Here is a 16,644-nt window from a genome sequence, read left to right on the forward strand (position 1 = left end):
GATAGGTACTAACGAAAGCTATGTGTATAGATTCCGCATAGCTTCTAAGCGAGCCTCTTGCGCTTTCTCGTGTCCTATATGATGAACCACCTCTGTGAGTCTCTCATTTGCTCTATGACAAGCTTGCTCGTGTGTCTTACCTTTGTTTCGCGCTCCGGCGTAGGTTCCTGTCCAAACTGCTGCACTACCGACGGCAATCGTAGCTACGGTAATTACGGGGTCTGTACCATGACTCATGTCTTTCTCCTTTACTGGGTTAAATTGGCTCTAACCTAAACTAGAAAAAGTAAACTTTGCTCTATCTTAAGCTAGAAAAAATAGGGTTGCAATCCTGCCAACACTAGGAATACAATAGGATTAAGTTAGGAATTTTTCTTTTCTAGGACACTCACCTTATGACACCTACACGCGATCCGTTTTCAGAAGCAGCTATTCACTGGAATTTAGAAAGGCTGTATAAAGACCTTAGTTCTGCCAAAGGAAAACCTTTAACACCTGTTGAAGAACTACGTCTACGCGGTTTACTTTGCGGCTATAGTCCCGCTGAGATTGCTGAAAAACTGGATAAAGATATTAAGGGAGTTGGAGTAGACCTTAGTAAGACAATATACAATTACGTTAAAAATCTTCTTGGCAAAAATAGCGAGGAAAAGATAGATAACTGGAGAAATATTACACAATGGTTGGAAGAAGCCGGGTACAAAAATCAGGTAGCTTCTGAATATCAGTTAAATGATGGGGTATCGTTGAAGCTTTTGGTTAAACAGGCCAATATAACTCTAGAAAAAAATCAATTGATACTTGATATTAATCTCAGGATAGTAACTCCTACTACTTCAGAGTCTACAATATTCCAAGATATACAAGTACAAAGCCCAGAAACCAACGGAAAAGAATAAGAGGGCAAATTGGAAAAGTATTCGTCTGATTCGAGGTGTATTCGTGGAGGGTCAGCGCATTTTTCCTAATTCTGCTGTTTTCGATCGCACTCATATCCAAATAGCCGTCAGAGATACATCTCTAATTGAAGAATCTTGTTTGATAGAACTATAAGGAGTAATTTTATAATGGCAAATCCCAAAAGAGCGGCTGAACTGATTGGCAAGCATTTTGCAGAAATTACCACTGAGCAATTTATTGCCAATCTGAAGAAACACTGCCCGGAAGTTTTCGAGGATGAGATTGCCGACTCAGAAATATCTCAGTCTGAGATAAATCAATCAAAAAATGAATTGGATAAAAAGGCAGCAACGGCATAAAAATTAACGTAGGGTGGGGAATGTTTATTTTAGTGGGGTGACGTGCGATCGCGCTATCCCAACAAACTCTCAATCTCATTCAATACATCTGCCAGCATAGGCGCGTTTGAGGAATTTACATTCTCTTCGCTGCCATCATGTTTGTGATGCGGATAATTTGGGAGATTCAATTTTTTGTGATGTTCCACGTTGTCATAGCGAAAGATCAGATTTTTTGAGCCATCCATGTACTGATATGAATACATTTCACGGATGATAGTCGTTTCAACATTCACAAACTCACGCAAATAAAGCATTGAACCATCTGTTAAGTTGATTACACCACGAATAAAACCTTCTGACTCGCCTCTTGTTGCAGGTATGAGGTTGAACGACTGCACTAATGTACAGGATTCAATTAACTCCCTAAGTAGCTGGAAATAGTTTTCAATTAACAAACTCAACCCCCCTTAATTTATTTACTTTGTCGTTTAGCATTTTCAGCATTCGAGATTCTCCAACCCACTCATCAAATTCCATATCTAATCGATGTTGAAGTTCATCATTTTCAAAGCGTCGCAAAAACTCTTCTGTAGACATTTGATATTTACTTTCAAATTCTTGAAGGCGTTCCTCAGTCCGTCGAATACCATCTTTAAGCGATGCAATTCTTTTTGATAGTGCTTCTTCTATGAATTGCTTTAACGAGTCTGGATACTCGCAAATAATCTTAAGCTCTGCCATATTATCCTCTCGATCGTTATCGGTGTTTTCATTATACAGGACGGTTAATAAACCATGAAAAATGCCACACTATCCCAAAGATACCACAATTTAATTCAATACATCTGCCAACATTGGCGCGTTTGAGGAAATTACATTTTCTTCGCTGCCATCATGTTTATGATGCGGATAATTGGGAAGATTCAGTTTTTTGTGATGCCTCGTATTATCATAGCGAAAAATCAAATTTTTCGAGGCATCTTCATAATGATATGAGTACATTTCCCGCTCGCTCGTTGTTTCAACATCCACAAACTCACGCAGGTAAAGAACAAATCCATCCGAAAAGTTTAGTTCACCACGAATGAAGCCTCTATAAATGCTGCGCGTGTCGTAGTTGACGTTGCTTAATTGCACTACCGAACAAGCGTCAATAATGTTGCGGACGCCCTGAAAATAATCCTCAATTAACAAACTCAATTCCTTTAAATGTATCTAAATCTTCCTGTAGCCCTTTCAACATCAAAGATTCTCCTATCCACTCATCTATTTCCAGAGTCTCCTGAATTTCATCATTTTCATACCGACGCAGAAACTCTTCTGTAGACATCTGATATTTGCTTTCAAATTCTTTAATGCGTTCTTCCGTGCGTCGAATACCATCTTCAAGCGATCGCAATCTCCGGGCTACCTCTTCTTCTATAAGTTTCTTTAAAGTATCTGGATACTCGCAAATAATTTTTAGTTCTGCCATATTATCTTCTCGATCGTTATCTTTGCTTCCATTATACTGGAAATTATTTCCCATTAACAAACTCAATCATACTTAATTCAATCAACAAATTCAATACCTTCTATTTTTTCTTTTTTTTCACGCAAATGGGATAACATCCAAGCTTCCCCAATCCACTCATCTAAGTCCAGAGTTTCGGTGAATTCATCATTTTCATAACGATGCAGAAATTCTTCCGTAGATAATTGATACTTAGCTTCAAATTCCTGTATCCGTTCTTCAGTTCGACGAATACCAGCTTCAAGCGATCGCAGTTTTTCTGCAAGTGCGCTTTCAACGATCGATTTTAAGGAATCTGGATACTTAGATCTAATCTTCAATTCTGCCATACTATCCTCATAAACTAATGTTGAGTAAGGTGGGCATTGCCCACCCTACTATTTAAGCGGTGAAGTATTTCGCCGCTTGATGATAGGTGATAATCGCAGTTGTAGATTGTTCGGGATAAATTTGTTCGCTTTCATCCATGTGGAGGTTGATGCGATTTGCCCCCAACAACTCCAACTGCTTAAACTGATCTGCAATATTCGGACAAGCCGGATATCCAAAACTGTAACGAGAACCGCGATAACGTTGTGCAAGCATATCCCGAATATTATCCGGTTCATCACTTCCAAAACCCAACTCGCGACGAATGCGGGCGTGTAGCCATTCCGCCACAGCTTCAGCAGTTTGCACAGCTAAACCATGAAAATACAAATAATCAGTATATTGATTATCTGCAAACAATTTCTGTGCAAACTCAGTCGCAATATTCCCCACCGTCACCGCCTGCATCGGAAACACATCAATATGTCCAGATTCCACAGGTGCAAAGAAATCAGCAATACACAAACGCTTTAAAGACTTTTGACGCGGAAAATTGAACCTCGCTACCTCTTTCTTGGCGTCTTGGCGGTTCATTCCCTCCCAATCATATATAAGGAGTGAATTTCCCTCAGACTGACAAGGAAAATACCCATAAACTACCTGCGGATGCAATAACTTTTCCTCAATAACTCGCTGCTTCCAATGTTCCAAAACAGGATAAACTTTCTCAGCGAGGAAATTATCGTACTCTTCCCGCGATTGTTCCTTTGGTTTGCGGAATTGCCATTGTCCAGCAATCAAAGCTTGCAAATCCAAATACCAGAAAATCTCCTCTAAGGAGATATCTTCCGGCTTGAAAACTTGCGTTCCCCAGAAAGGCGGAGTCGGACGTTCAATATCTACCGCCACAGCTTCCGAACGCCTTGTATCAACCTCCTGTGGTTCCTTAGCTACAACTTCACCATTAGACTTAGCAGACTTTTCTTCTATCTGCGTTAATTTGAGTTTATCTGCGGTGGAAATTTCATCCAAAAATCCCTGCAAATCATCCCAGTTACCAGCAACCTTCGCAGGCATTAATTTATCCATGAAATGCAAATCTGCGAAGGCATCTTTGCCGTAAATTACCTTACCTTGGTAGGCATTCTGACAATCTTGATGGACAAATTTTGGAGTCAACGCTGCGCCACCCAAAATTACCGGCACAGTAATTCCCCGTTCGTTAAATACCGCCAGATTTTCCTTCATAAATGCGGTAGATTTCACCAGCAAACCACTCATCGCAATACAATCAGCTTTATGCTTTTCGTAAGCTTCAATGATGTTATCAACTGGTTGCTTAATCCCCAAGTTCACAACTCTGTAGCCATTATTGGAAAGGATGATATCAACTAGGTTTTTACCTATATCGTGAACATCACCTTTTACTGTGGCAATTATGAAGGTTCCCTTAGCATTATTGCCAGCATCTTTCTTTTCCATGAAAGGTTCTAAATATGCTACTGCTGCTTTCATGGTTTCGGCTGATTGCAATACGAAAGGTAGTTGCATTTGTCCAGATCCGAACAATTCGCCGACAACTTTCATCCCATCCAGTAAGAAAGTATTGATGATTTCCAGAGGACGATATTTTTCTAGTGCTTTTGTCAGTTGTGCTTCTAAACCAATCCGTTCGCCGTCGATAATATGTTGTTTGAGACGTTCTTCGACTGGGAGGTTGTTGTCTTCGCTGCGATCGCGTTTTGTGGTTTTTCCTTCAAACAGTGTAGTTAACAGTCCTAAAGGATCGTAAACACAAACATTCCCGTCAAATTCCCGTTCATCATATATTAACTTCCGGCAAACTTCTTGATGTTCTGGCTCAATTTTTGCTAAGGGCAAAATCTTGCTGGCGCTGACAATTGCTGCATCCATACCTACTTGCATTGCTTCATGCAAAAACATGGAATTCAGCACTATTCTCGCGGCTGGATTTAAGCCGAAAGAAACATTAGAAACACCAAGAATAACATGACATCCTGGTAATTCTTGACGGATGCGACGGATCGACTCTATGGTAGCTTTCCCGTTGGCGCGATCTTCTTCGATACCTGTAGAAATTGGTAATGCTAAAGTATCGAAAAAGATTTCTTGGGGTGCGATACCATATTCTACAGCTTGACGATAAGCGCGTTGGGCAATTTGAAATTTCTTCTCTGCTGTTCGCGCCATTCCATCTTCATCAATTGTACCAATTACTACACCAGCACCATACTTTTTAGCTATTTCCAAAACCTTGAAGAAACGTTCTTCACCATCTTCATAGTTGGTAGAGTTAAGTATACACTTACCTCCGGCAACTTTCAGACCCGCTTCCATTTTTTCCCATTCTGTCGAGTCCAGCATCAAGGGTAATGTCACATTTGTTACCACTCGTGACACCAATTCCCTCATGTCCCGCACGCCGTCTCGTCCCACATAATCCACGTTCACATCAAGGACATGAGCCCCTTCGCGGACTTGGGATTTCGCCAAAGACACCAATCCATCCCAATCTTCGGCATTTAGTAAGTCGCGGCATTTCTTGGAACCGCTGGCGTTTAGCCGTTCGCCTACAATCAGGAAAGAGTTATCCTGTTCGTAGGGTTGTGCAGTATAAATTGATGCTGCGGATGGTTCGTAGTTGGGATGACGTTCTTTTGGCTTGAGAGTTTTGCCAATTTCTGCTAATGCTTCAATGTGGTCAGGACGAGTACCGCAACAACCGCCAATCACTTGCACGCCCCAATCTTCGACAAACTTGGTCAGCGCCATCCGTAATTCCATCGGGGTCAGCTTGTAGTGTGCGTGACCGCCGATGTTTTCTGGCAAACCAGCGTTGGGGATGCAGGAAACCACAAAAGGCGAGCTTTCGCAGAGATATTTGATGTGTTCGGCCATCCTGTCTGGCCCGGTGGCGCAGTTTAGACCGAGAATATCGATCGGGTAACGTTCCAGAATTGTCAGTACTGCGCTGATATCGGAACCGACGAGCATTGTACCCGTAGTTTCCATTGTTACTGAAACCATCAGGGGGAGGCGATCGCCTCTTTTCTGAAAAACTTCCTCAATTCCATTCAGCGCCGCCTTAATTTGCAGCACATCCTGACAAGTTTCCACGATTAGTAAGTCAACGCCGCCGTCGATCAGTCCTTCTGCTTGTTCAGTAAATGCAGCTTTCAGTGTATCAAAATCGATATGTCCCAAGGTAGGTAACTTAGTTCCTGGCCCGATCGAACCTGCCACGAAACGGGGTTTCTCTGGCGTCGAGAATTCGTTAGCGACCCGCTTGGCCAGTTCCGCAGCGGTTTTGTTGAGGTAGTAGGCTTGATGTGCCAAATCATACTCTGCTAGCACTACGGAAGTAGCACCGAAGGTATCCGTTTCTACCACATCTGCACCGGCGGCGAGGAAATCGCGATGCACGATCGCAACGGCTTCCGGTTTGGTGTGGACGAGGTATTCGTTGCAACCTTCGTATTCGGCCCCCCCGAAGTCAGCAGCGGTGAGGTTTTGCTTTTGCAGGTTGGTTCCCATTGCGCCATCGAAGACGATGACGGGACGTTCTGGACTGTGGAGGCGTTGCAGGAAGGGATGTGTCATAGGTGCAAAACGATTTTCAAATAGCTATTTGGGTTAATTTGGGAATGAGCTACTTTATCTATTTTGCAATTTTTTGAGAGTTTGGGAAGAATTTGATGAAATACGGGACAGTTGGTGAGGATGAGGGATTTGTCCGTTTAACGACTGAGGAAGTGAAGGATAACTTGGTAGATGCGATCGCGCAAGTTATATTACAGCAACCAGAAGTTGGCAGAATTAGAGTTAGATCCCCGCCCGATGTGCAAAAGTTGTCAGGTGAAGAAAACGCTTACCGTGTTCGCGTTGATGACTATCGCATTGTCTACGAAATCTACGATCGAGTCTTACTCGTTGTTGTAGTAAAGGTGGGCAATCGCACTACTTTTTTGCAATAAAATATATGTTGTATCTTGATAAAGAGGTGAAGAAATGGCTAAACGCAAACAGAAAAGAGCTTCAAATGAATTTACAATACTGGCCTACGACCTCAAGAGTTTTGATGGGCAAACAGGACAGCAGTGGGCTGAGGAGTTCAAGAGATGGCACTCCAACTATGGCAGGGGAGCTTATGTTCAGGAGGATGGAAGCTGCGGCTACTGCCCATTTGTGGAGCCGAAGGATAAGGATTGGATAGGTCTATACGCACAAGTGATGCAGGAGCCTCAAGTCAGACTCTTCCTAGAAAATTACCCGATGGATGACTACGGTGTGTTCATTGTCAATGAACTCTTCCTACATATCTACCTGTTCGAGCTTCACCCAGGACTGCCTGCAACTGTAGACATCGGAACTTGGCATCCTAACAATCCGAACTACATTCACAAGTCTGACTAGGAGGTAATGAGATAGGAAGGCAAAAGCGCGATCGCCTGTGAGGATGGAGTTAGGTAAAGAGTGCGATCGATCTCTATAATTCTAAAGCCACCATCAAACAGCTATTCACCTGATTCATTGCTTCAGCCGAAAGAGATCCCAGCTTTCTGATAATCATCAGCTTATTTAATGTAAAAATTGACTCGCAGCGAACAACTGACTCAACTCTGATACCAGCACTAGCAATTTCCTCTCCTGTTATCAAATATTGTGTTACCGTCAAAGAACGGCTAGTGTTGGAAGTGCAAGCCACAATCATCACATCATCAAGAATCTGGTTAAGCCGATCTGCCGAGACAATCAAAGCTGGGCGAATTTTAAACTGCTGAAGCTGAGTTGAAGGCATAGGCACCTGACACAAAACGACATTACCGCGCTGTAAGTTCATCGGCAAAGAGTTCGTCATAAATGTCATTTTCAGCGCTTAGCCAATCCTGATAACCTTGGGATAAAACCATCTGTTGAACAGAATTTTTTCCACTTTTGAGAGAAAGAGCTACATTTAGAAGTATCGATAACTGTTCATCTGAAAGTTGCTCGATCGCACTCAAAAGTTTTTCGTGAATATTCATGGTGTTCTCGATCGCTATATTCAATGTATACCACAAAATGCTGAATTTTGCCAGAGGAAAGATTGCGACGCCAAATGTTTCTGAGCTACTCGCAGAATAAGAAAATTGTAACTCATCTGCGCTCTAGCTCAATTTCTGCGATGACTCCCTACTCGCTATCCCCATTCTCCTCTTTTGCATCCTCATTTGTTGATTCGATCGCTCCATTACCCGTTTCGCATTGGTCAATCAATTCCTGCATACTTGCGGGAAACGTGCCATTTAAAACCATCTTCTGAAAAACCGCATAACAATCATTTTTATCTCCTTCTTTGCGAGGATAACCTAACCACAAAATGACTATTTCTTTTTGTTCTTCCAGTTGAGATGCTCTAAAAAACAGTCGATACCTATTTGGTAGACCCATGCCTTTGAGACGACTGTATCCCCGCAGGTTATCCTTAAGGGCAAAACGAAGAGAAAAAGGATCTAAGGGAATTTTTTCTTCAATTCCCTGCTTCACAGCCGCAAATAACTTGACCCTTGGATGAGAGCGATATTCTGTCGCTGATAATCGCCCTCTTAGCTTCGTAGCATCACTCAATAAATCGTTCCACTGTTGTCCGAATAAAGGGTGGAAACGGATATTCCACCCGTTGAAAATAAGATAACTCATTCTTCTACTATGACTCCTTCTAAAAGTGCATCTGCTTCAGCTTTCATTTCTGCTGTGTAAGGCACAAGAATAGACGGATCTTTTATTACATCTGCCATCAGCGCATCTAGGAATAGCCGCAGCATTTGGGGATCTTCTTCTTCTTCATCGTCATCTTCAGACACTAATCTCACCAGTAGAGTGTTGTCAGATAAAACCTCAATTTTAAAGCTGGCATTAGCCCATTGCGGATTATCTTTGTAAAATGATTGTGGTACTGGTAAACTAGGCAAATTTTCCTTTTCTTTTGGGTTTACTGAATAAATTTTGGATGTCATAATCTCAATTCCATTGCTGCCACTACATAAAACAATCATACCATCTGAACTTCAAAACGGCAGATCGTCATATTCATCGCTTTTTACCTCTACTTTCTTCTTCGCAGAATCAGGCAACTCTATCACCCCCGCGATCAATTTCCAGCAAGGATCGCCACCTTCCCAATCATCAGGTCGCCAAGGCATACTCAAACTAACTGTTACCAAACAATGATTTTTCGGACGATATCCTAAATCTAATTTTCTCACAAATACCGGATCGGTGATAGTTGTTGTCAATCTTTGACCATTTTCGGTCACAATTGTACCTGACCATTTCTGACTACCCTCATATTTCACACCAAGAGGTTTAACCGATATTTCTACGGCTTTTACCAGTTCCAAAGTGCGCCGCTGATCAAAAGGCAATGATTGCAAATATGGGACTTCTACATATCTCTCATCGTTGTGCAAAATATATTCCTCTTTGCTACAATATTTGAGTAGGTAGGCAGGCGGAACTTGGCCCGATCGCAGCCATTTTCCCGGTAAGATGGAGAGATTTTCGCTCTCGAAACCAAAGTCAGGCCCGGTCTTGGCTAGAGGAATTTCTATAATATCTAATAACGCCGGTTCTGTCCCCCCAATCAATCGCATTTCTCTGGGAACTTTACCATCAGGTAAATCGGAAACAGCACGAATCCACTGTCCTTTCATTGGGGTAATTCCGGCGATGCACCTCTCGCCTCGCTTCCATGAATTAGCAAGGCAAATTATCCTCTTCACAGATGGCATATTTTTACGTTTCTCCACTTTTCATTCAAATATTCGGCAACTAAGCGGCGATGGCAATTATGTGGTTTAGCTTCGCTACATAGCAGACAGCCTCCATTTAAAATATCTGGTGAAACTTTCTTCTCTATTTGGCGTTTGACCATTAAATCTACAAATTCTTTTTCGTAGGTGTCCCAAGCACCGCCGTTCTTTTTATAGTCATCAAGGATATCTTTGGTTGGTGCTAAATCTAGAATGTGAACGTATTCGATATTGCCAACTTTCCGCAGAAAATACTCTAAGTCTTTGCGTTTGGCAAATCCTGCTAACTGGGAAACATTATTCAGGCGTGTGTCTATGACTCGCTGAACTCCTGCTTTGAGTAAAGTCTCAAAAAATTGCTCGGCGCTTTTTTGGGTAAAGCCGATCGTAAATAAGTTAATCTCTTGATTCATGGTCTTCTTTGACATAAGCGATTTCATTACCTTGTCGATTATAAGCTTCTTCTAGGTCAATTTCATCCTTTGGCAATTCAAATAGACTTAATTGAATTGGCTGATGCAAATTTTTGTTAAACTTGCCTAAGAGTCTTGTTTCTAGTTGCTCTTGCAATTCCAAAGTACTATCTGATAAAATATGATTAATCTGCACATTTAAGTTTCGCAGTTGACGGCAAACTAAAATAGTGCGATGACAGGTGATCGGGTCTTTTTCAGCACACATCATGGCAATTCGGTAGGTTTCTGCGCCTTTGACTAAACGCTGAATTCCTTCGGCAAATAGGTTAGTTGCGGCAATTCTTTCGTATAGCGCTTTGCCAGTATTATCGTAACAGCTTAAATCTTCCGGTCTTGCGCCTAATTCGCGACCCAGGAAAACATAGCGAATGCCAATGTTTTGTAATGATGCTTTTAAGGCGGGTTGACTGAAGTGGGGTAAACGACGACTGTAGGGGTGCGATCGCACATCTGCCACTGCCGTAATTCCATGTTGCTGAAGTAACAAAATAAAAGCTTCAATACTGAGATTTGAGTGACCGATCGTGTATAACTCTTTGTAATTGCCGATTTTCATAAGTATTACCTGGTATTTTATTTTACTGATAGGACAAGCAGTATATAGCACCCCAGAAACCCGGTTTCTTGAAGAAACCGGGTTTCTATAGTCAAGCAGTAATTAGTTAACGACAATAATAGCCCACAAACTTGCTCCCAAAACCACAGCAGCCAGATGTTGGGGTAGCAAGAAACGCAGCGGTTGATGAGCAATCTTTTGCGTCAAAAATATCGTCAAAACCACCGAAAAAATCAGCGTGGTTCCTTGCAAAAACGCAATTACAGCGGGATGTCCTACCAACACGGGTAACCCCTCACCACTGAAGCCAAAAGTCGCGAAAGTTAAAGGTAAAATTCGTCCTCCTTCGCCTAAACCCAGCCGCAAATAATGGGCTAAGTTTCCCCCCAAAACCAGCGGCAAATAACCATAAGCCAACTCTACAAACGAGCGGGGCTTTACCGAACCATGAAACAATTGAATCAAGCTATAACCCAACAGTGGAACCAGTGCAGGCACGATTAAAACTGCCAAAGAAAATCCCAAATGCACCCAAAACTGACTTAAATCTAAATTCAACCCCAACAAAGATTGCAATTCCGGCAAGCGGTGGAGGAAAATCCCCCCTAAAAGTAACAACAACAGCGCCACTTCATAGGCATGAGGCACATGAGTTGTCCAAAGTTCAATGCCGGGAGGACGCAAATTTAACTCAACCGATCGATGGGGACAAGCTTTGAGACAAGTCATGCAAAGTACGCAATCTTTGTTATCTTCCAAGTGGGTTGGGTGAGTATACAAAGGACAGCCATCAGTCTCCAAACCTTCACCTTTTTGAGGCCCCCCTTTGTAACATTGATAAGTGGTACATTCAGCAGAACAAGTTCCCTGCTGTGCCCTTAATTCAATCATCGATAACTTTGCAAATAGCCCATTCATTCCCCCAATTGGACACAGATACCGACACCAAAACCTGCGTTCAAAAATTGCCGAAAAAATCATGGCTCCCGCAGTAATTAACAGCAGCAAACAGGCGGAGAGGTAAGCCGTATCCTCTAAATGCCAGAGTTCCTCCCACAGAAAAATTAAGACAAATAAGCCAAACAAAAACCATCCTCCCCATTTTTCGGCTGACTGTCGCGGCCACCGTTTTAGCTGACGAGGCCAAAGCCATAGGGAAAGTTTTTGGGTGACTTCCCCATAAATCATGAAGGGACAAACAGCGCACCACAGGCGTCCTACAAAGGGAAAACCGATCAGAATTAACGGCCACCACCAAGCCCAAAACAGATTTAAAGCAACATTTTCATTGCGATGTTGAGGGCCGAGAAATAATAGGGCGACAACAATAGCAAAAAATCCCAAGGTGAATCCATAATTGATCCGATCGGGCCACCATTCACTGCGTAAAAATCTTCGCAGCCAAGGATAGGCATTTAAAAGATTGACGCGAAATTGTTTTTTCTTGGTTTGTAACGACCAAAATACTTCTTCAGTTAGTTCTTTATTACCAGCAGACTGAACAAGCGCTCGTTCCACCAAACCTTCCAATTCTCGAAAATTTCCAGGAAAATCATAAGCTTGTAACCACCTCAAAGCTTCTGCGGTTATGTGAGGATTGGCAATACCTTTGGCTCGACAAAACAACCGAATGTAGTATTCCATCTGGTCGCTAATATCGGTTTTTCGCACTCGCAGCGGGGGGACTTTAATTAAATGAGTAACTAGGCGATCGATCTTGGGCAGCGTTTTTTCAGATATGATCAAAATGCGTGCCAGACAACTAAGTGCTGAGTGCTGAGTGCTGAGTGCTGAGTGAAATTCTTCTGTGTCCCTCCGATCCTGACTTCCGACTGGTGTGTAGTTTCCGGTTTCCAGCAATTGAGCTATTTTGGGCATCAATTCTGAGGGAAGTTCTTGGATGTTGTTGAGCAGTAAAGTTCCTTCGCCTAGCCATTCGATTAAACCAGGTTTGCTGCCAACACGACCAAATAATTCAGCACCATTTGCTTGCAACTTACTGCAATCTATTTTAATCATCGGTTCTCGCCGCTGAGGAGAAGCGAAATGAATTAGCGCAGCGATGTTGTCTTTTTCGAGTCCGGGTTCCCCAAAAATTAGCACCGAACGACGATCTTCAGTTGCTTGTTTAATTTGCTGCCGCAAACGCACTGCATAGCGACTTTTGCCTACAATACCCCGTTTGGCCTTTGTGACTAGATAAGGTCGCAATATGGCTTGACGTTCTTGCTCATAAGCTAGCTGAGAAGATATCTGCGCTAGTTCCATTGCCAGTTGTTGCGAAAAAGCCTGGGTAATTTCGGGATTATCGGCTACTAATTGGCGAAATTTGTCGGCTGGAATAAACCACAACTGACTTTCGCCGATCGCTCTTACAGTCCTCTGCGCCAATTGCCCAAACAGCAGCTCCTGTAAGTGTACAATCGCACCCTGTAGTAAACTAACATCCCACACAGAACCAGTTTGATTGGTGCGATCGCCTTCCAGCCGTCCTTGTTTTAGAATATAAAGACCTTCGGGTGGCGTGTCCTCCATAACGAGGCGGGTGTGCGCCGGTACGACTTTTTCTTCTAAAACTTGTGCGATCGCCTCCAATACCCTCTCCGACAGCACACTTAAGGCTGTTCGTTCTTGTAGCCATATCACTGCGTCGGTCGCTGTCATACTTGGCTCGCTGATAAAACTTACTTTATATTTTAAAGATATATAGCTAGGGACTAGGGGCGAACTTGCTAGGGGCTAGGGTCAGAAGGGCCTATAATCAAGGGCTTCGCCGTGAGCGCGGCTCGACTGAGTTTCGACAAAGACTTCGGCGTGAGCGCTCAGTCGAACGCTCAACTTCCGCGCTCGCGGCTTCAGTGAGCCTTCGCCGAACACCGAACGGTTTCAGGAATTAAGAACGTCCTAACTGACTCATATCATGTCCGGTCGATTGACCATAATTAAATTGGAGCTTCTGGCCACCAATAAAAATGGGTCAACCCTCGGATTAACTCTTGAAGATTTAAAAGTTTCTGACAACGTTCAAACAGCACATTTAAATCGCCAATTAATTTTGGCTGTAAATATTGTCTATTTATTTCAATGAAGAATAGAAGCTAAAGGCAAAAAAATTAGGCTGGGAAACTTTTTCGGGCTTGGATTTTTCAAAATTACCAGTAAGATGAGTCACATCTGCGGAATGTGGGTTACAAATACTGAATTGAATCTCTGTGTAGCTCAGTGTAGTCTATTCTAATCTGTAACTATACTAGCGCGTAGCGCTATAACTCTAAAAAATATAGTATTTTCATTTGATTTGGATTTTTTTATGAACCACGTTCGCGTAGCGCTTAGGTGCAAAGGAAAGGAAGTAAAGAAAGAAGAAAGAGGATTTCACAAATCAAATGAAAATGCTATAGTACGTAACTAGAATAACTAAAATAAGGATTCATTCCTATGACGGAAGTTCATGACCTAACACAAAAGATATATGACCTTGATGAGGATGTACTGAAAGCAAGTTTAAGTAACCTAGCGGAAGAGATGGGGGGAGATTTAACAGGAAACAGCGCCCCAAGAGGTTTTTCTGTAGGCTCAATTGATTTTGATGCTCTAGCTAGAACACCAATTTCACAAGGAGCGGTAGAATTTGGTCAAAAGATTTTCGCTCAGGTGAATACAGAAGCTTATCAAATTTTGTGTACTCCTATGGGGGATAAAAATACAAAAGTTTTTGGAAGGCTAAAATTGTTTGTTTACGAAGATCCTTAAAGCCTTGTCCTTTATAATCAATATGTGGTGGATCGCCTGGGCAAATGATAACTGCGCTGCAACAATCAATTTCCCAAGTAAAAGAGCGGAATACTTTAGAAGGGCATAGCAATTCGGTCGAGAGTGTCGCATGGAGTCCCGATGGCTTGACCTTGGCTTCTGCTAGCGATGACAAGACCATCAAACTGTGGAACCTGCAAACCCAAAAACCGATCGCTACCCTGACTGGGCATAGCAGTCAGGTCTATAGCGTCGCATGGAGTCCCAATGGCAAGACCTTGGCTTCTGCGAGCGCTGACAAGACCATCAAACTGTGGATTTGGGATTTCGATAGACTTTTTGGTTCTGGTAACAAACCATTGACGACGGTAATATTGCGAGTATTTTCTGTTAAATTTTGCCAATTTTGAGCTAATTCCTCAAGTGGCGCAACTAAACGGGTGTGGTCAAAACCCGTTGGTGATGTAGGGGACAAGGAGGACAAGGGGGACAAGGAGGACAAGGGGGACAAGGCCCAGAAGAAAAGCTTTTCGTTTCAACCAACTACTTATGACCACACCCCAACTAAACTATCTTTAGGTCGTTCCGTCATATCATCAAAACAGCCACCGCGCACATTCCAGTCGTCTGTTTCTATTTTTTCTATTTCTCTGGTTGCGCCACCGGAATGACAACTATCGAGTACGAGAGTTACAACTAACTCTTTTTGTACCATTTCGTCGAGGAGTTTAGCAAATTCTAAGTCGCGCAAATAACGAGAATTTGGTAGACCAATATCTGTGGGAACTAAGGTTTCATCTAAACCACCAGAAAACTTGATATTTTCATAAATTGTTTTCGCCCGTCCGCCGTGACCGGAGTAGTGAATATATACTTGGTCTTGCGGTTTTGCTTTGGCAGTTAGTTCTTTAAATTTAGCAACAATATTCTCATAAGTGGGTAAGAGTTCTGGGGGTTCTTTCGGTTGTTCAGGATTATCAGAAGCAGTAGCGGTGAGTTTAATAATTTGGTCGGGGGTGAGGTTGAAGGTATCTTTTAAATAGGTTTCGACATGGTTAATATCTCGGACGCATCCCTTCAGGTTTCTGTAACGTCCATCTGGTAAATTATTGGGGAAATAGAAATCGATCGCGATAAGGAGGGCGTAGAAGTTGGGAGTTGGGTTAGTCATGGTTTTTGGTGGGTAAGGGGTTTTGGAAAAGGTTTTATTTTTATATTAGGGTTGAAGTGGGGGTTTTATGCAATACAGCTTAGTGTACTGCATTACAGCGGTTCCCGCTGTAACATAGCAGAAGTAAAACCTATCTAACTATTGGATGGGTTCTGACACCAAATGCCCTACTAAACTCTAAAGATAGAAAAAGAGATTTTGATGAAATATTAAAATCTTCTTTTTTTGCCATGTTATGTGTTATACTGCCCTAGAGTCTGGAGCTAAGTCTTAATCTTAAAGTGTTTAAGGAAAATTTGAGTATGTCTAATAATACTGATCAAAATTTAAATACTAATATTTCCGAGAATCAAGAACCAAACCCGCGTGAAATTATAATTGTTTTAAATCCACTTTTTGCAGAGTTTAACCAAGTACTTCAAATAAAATATGGGTTGGAAGATGTTAAAGTGGTTAATTTTACTACCATTGTTTCATCAAAGGTAGTTAGAGAAGCAACAGAGTCATCGAAAACTATCTGGGAAGAATATAATGAGATATTGAGAAAAACAGGTTTTAGTGATGTCTATAAAGATTTAGAGATAATTGATGTTACTATAGCTGCTAGATCACTTATTAGACAACCACAATATGCTTTTCCTCCATCTATTTCAGATGATAGAAAAGAGGAAATTCTTTCATTTCTGAAAGACCAGCTTACTTTCTCGAGATGTAAGTGTCGAAATATAAAGAATAAGTGCATACCATGTCCTCATTGAACTCATTGATCAAAACACTGATTAAGTAGCCATCCTAAACTGCCTACAGTAGGAC

23 protein-coding genes are annotated in these 16,644 nt (G+C 42.2%); 7 read left to right on the forward strand and 16 right to left on the reverse strand.

Going from position 1 to position 16,644, the window contains the following annotated elements; genetic code table 11:
• Nucleotides 1-18: 18 nt before the first annotated feature.
• Nucleotides 19-237 carry a hypothetical protein gene (locus tag LAY57_RS04825; protein WP_249065167.1) on the reverse strand — a complete coding sequence of 73 codons (219 nt, stop codon included), beginning with the start codon at nt 235-237 and terminating at the stop codon, nt 19-21.
• A 158-nt stretch (nt 238-395) separates the two neighbouring features.
• Between LAY57_RS04825 and LAY57_RS04830 the strand changes: the two genes are divergently transcribed.
• A complete protein-coding gene (locus LAY57_RS04830; protein ID WP_249065168.1) occupies nt 396-899 on the forward strand; it encodes a helix-turn-helix domain-containing protein in 504 nt (167 codons plus the stop codon).
• A 168-nt stretch (nt 900-1,067) separates the two neighbouring features.
• The gene (locus LAY57_RS04835; protein WP_249065169.1) at nt 1,068-1,259 is read left to right on the forward strand and encodes a hypothetical protein; all 192 of its coding nucleotides are present in this window, start codon (nt 1,068-1,070) and stop codon (nt 1,257-1,259) included.
• A 53-nt stretch (nt 1,260-1,312) separates the two neighbouring features.
• Here the strand turns inward: LAY57_RS04835 and LAY57_RS04840 are convergent, their stop codons facing one another.
• The 6 genes from LAY57_RS04840 to metH all read right to left on the reverse strand — a co-directional run bounded on the left by LAY57_RS04840 (nt 1,313) and on the right by metH (nt 6,684).
• Nucleotides 1,313-1,696 (reverse strand): toxin-antitoxin system TumE family protein, encoded by a 384-nt coding sequence (locus LAY57_RS04840; RefSeq protein ID WP_249065170.1) that lies wholly within the window; start codon nt 1,694-1,696, stop codon nt 1,313-1,315.
• A complete protein-coding gene (locus tag LAY57_RS04845) occupies nt 1,686-1,982 on the reverse strand; it encodes a nucleotidyl transferase family protein (protein WP_249065171.1) in 297 nt (98 codons plus the stop codon). Before LAY57_RS04845 ends, LAY57_RS04840 begins: the two co-directional genes overlap by 11 nt.
• Nucleotides 1,983-2,072: 90 nt before the next feature.
• Entirely contained in the window at nt 2,073-2,435 is a 363-nt protein-coding gene (locus tag LAY57_RS04850) for a toxin-antitoxin system TumE family protein (protein ID WP_249065172.1), read from the reverse strand.
• The gene (locus LAY57_RS04855) at nt 2,425-2,769 is read right to left on the reverse strand and encodes a hypothetical protein (RefSeq protein ID WP_249065173.1); all 345 of its coding nucleotides are present in this window, start codon (nt 2,767-2,769) and stop codon (nt 2,425-2,427) included. The genes LAY57_RS04850 and LAY57_RS04855 overlap by 11 nt, the downstream gene beginning before the upstream one ends.
• Nucleotides 2,770-2,792: 23 nt before the next feature.
• Complete coding sequence (locus tag LAY57_RS04860; RefSeq protein WP_249065174.1) at nt 2,793-3,083, reverse strand: hypothetical protein; 291 nt, start codon at nt 3,081-3,083, stop codon at nt 2,793-2,795.
• 52 nt (nt 3,084-3,135) lie between these two features.
• Complete coding sequence (gene metH, locus LAY57_RS04865) at nt 3,136-6,684, reverse strand: methionine synthase (RefSeq protein ID WP_249065175.1); 3,549 nt, start codon at nt 6,682-6,684, stop codon at nt 3,136-3,138.
• 95 nt (nt 6,685-6,779) lie between these two features.
• Between metH and LAY57_RS04870 the strand changes: the two genes are divergently transcribed.
• Nucleotides 6,780-7,058, forward strand: a complete 279-nt coding sequence (locus tag LAY57_RS04870; RefSeq protein WP_249065176.1) for a type II toxin-antitoxin system RelE family toxin — start codon at nt 6,780-6,782, stop codon at nt 7,056-7,058.
• A 34-nt stretch (nt 7,059-7,092) separates the two neighbouring features.
• Complete coding sequence (locus LAY57_RS04875) at nt 7,093-7,497, forward strand: hypothetical protein (RefSeq protein ID WP_249065177.1); 405 nt, start codon at nt 7,093-7,095, stop codon at nt 7,495-7,497.
• Nucleotides 7,498-7,570: 73 nt separating this feature from the next.
• Here LAY57_RS04875 and LAY57_RS04880 read toward each other — a convergent pair whose 3' ends face one another.
• From LAY57_RS04880 to LAY57_RS04915, 8 genes are all read right to left on the reverse strand, one after another.
• On the reverse strand, nt 7,571-7,942 hold the full coding sequence (locus tag LAY57_RS04880; RefSeq protein WP_249065178.1) for a type II toxin-antitoxin system PemK/MazF family toxin: 372 nt from the start codon (nt 7,940-7,942) through the stop codon (nt 7,571-7,573).
• Complete coding sequence (locus tag LAY57_RS04885; RefSeq protein ID WP_249065179.1) at nt 7,905-8,108, reverse strand: hypothetical protein; 204 nt, start codon at nt 8,106-8,108, stop codon at nt 7,905-7,907. The genes LAY57_RS04880 and LAY57_RS04885 overlap by 38 nt, the downstream gene beginning before the upstream one ends.
• A 148-nt stretch (nt 8,109-8,256) precedes the next feature.
• A complete protein-coding gene (locus tag LAY57_RS04890) occupies nt 8,257-8,763 on the reverse strand; it encodes a type II toxin-antitoxin system YhaV family toxin (RefSeq protein WP_249065180.1) in 507 nt (168 codons plus the stop codon).
• On the reverse strand, nt 8,760-9,080 hold the full coding sequence (locus LAY57_RS04895; protein WP_249065181.1) for a hypothetical protein: 321 nt from the start codon (nt 9,078-9,080) through the stop codon (nt 8,760-8,762). Before LAY57_RS04895 ends, LAY57_RS04890 begins: the two co-directional genes overlap by 4 nt.
• 51 nt (nt 9,081-9,131) lie before the next feature.
• Nucleotides 9,132-9,854 (reverse strand): dual OB domain-containing protein, encoded by a 723-nt coding sequence (locus LAY57_RS04900; RefSeq protein ID WP_420839062.1) that lies wholly within the window; start codon nt 9,852-9,854, stop codon nt 9,132-9,134.
• Nucleotides 9,842-10,303 (reverse strand): DUF488 domain-containing protein, encoded by a 462-nt coding sequence (locus LAY57_RS04905; protein WP_338022354.1) that lies wholly within the window; start codon nt 10,301-10,303, stop codon nt 9,842-9,844. The genes LAY57_RS04900 and LAY57_RS04905 overlap by 13 nt, the downstream gene beginning before the upstream one ends.
• Entirely contained in the window at nt 10,272-10,907 is a 636-nt protein-coding gene (locus tag LAY57_RS04910; RefSeq protein ID WP_249065183.1) for a DUF488 domain-containing protein, read from the reverse strand. Before LAY57_RS04910 ends, LAY57_RS04905 begins: the two co-directional genes overlap by 32 nt.
• Nucleotides 10,908-11,009: 102 nt before the next feature.
• A complete protein-coding gene (locus tag LAY57_RS04915) occupies nt 11,010-13,571 on the reverse strand; it encodes a sigma 54-interacting transcriptional regulator (RefSeq protein ID WP_249065184.1) in 2,562 nt (853 codons plus the stop codon).
• A gap of 774 nt (nt 13,572-14,345) precedes the next feature.
• Here LAY57_RS04915 and LAY57_RS04920 point away from each other — a divergent pair.
• Together LAY57_RS04920 and LAY57_RS04925 are read left to right on the forward strand one after the other, a co-directional pair.
• Complete coding sequence (locus LAY57_RS04920; RefSeq protein WP_249065185.1) at nt 14,346-14,660, forward strand: hypothetical protein; 315 nt, start codon at nt 14,346-14,348, stop codon at nt 14,658-14,660.
• Between the two features lie 44 nt (nt 14,661-14,704).
• Entirely contained in the window at nt 14,705-15,070 is a 366-nt protein-coding gene (locus LAY57_RS04925) for a WD40 repeat domain-containing protein (protein WP_338022355.1), read from the forward strand.
• 137 nt (nt 15,071-15,207) lie between these two features.
• Here the strand turns inward: LAY57_RS04925 and LAY57_RS04930 are convergent, their stop codons facing one another.
• A complete protein-coding gene (locus tag LAY57_RS04930; protein ID WP_249065186.1) occupies nt 15,208-15,831 on the reverse strand; it encodes a caspase family protein in 624 nt (207 codons plus the stop codon).
• 302 nt (nt 15,832-16,133) lie between these two features.
• Between LAY57_RS04930 and LAY57_RS04935 the strand changes: the two genes are divergently transcribed.
• Nucleotides 16,134-16,589 (forward strand): hypothetical protein, encoded by a 456-nt coding sequence (locus tag LAY57_RS04935; protein WP_249065187.1) that lies wholly within the window; start codon nt 16,134-16,136, stop codon nt 16,587-16,589.
• Nucleotides 16,590-16,644 lie beyond the last annotated feature (55 nt).

Source organism: Argonema antarcticum A004/B2, from assembly GCF_023333585.1.
Taxonomy (GTDB): Bacteria; Cyanobacteriota; Cyanobacteriia; order Cyanobacteriales; family Aerosakkonemataceae; genus Argonema; species Argonema antarcticum.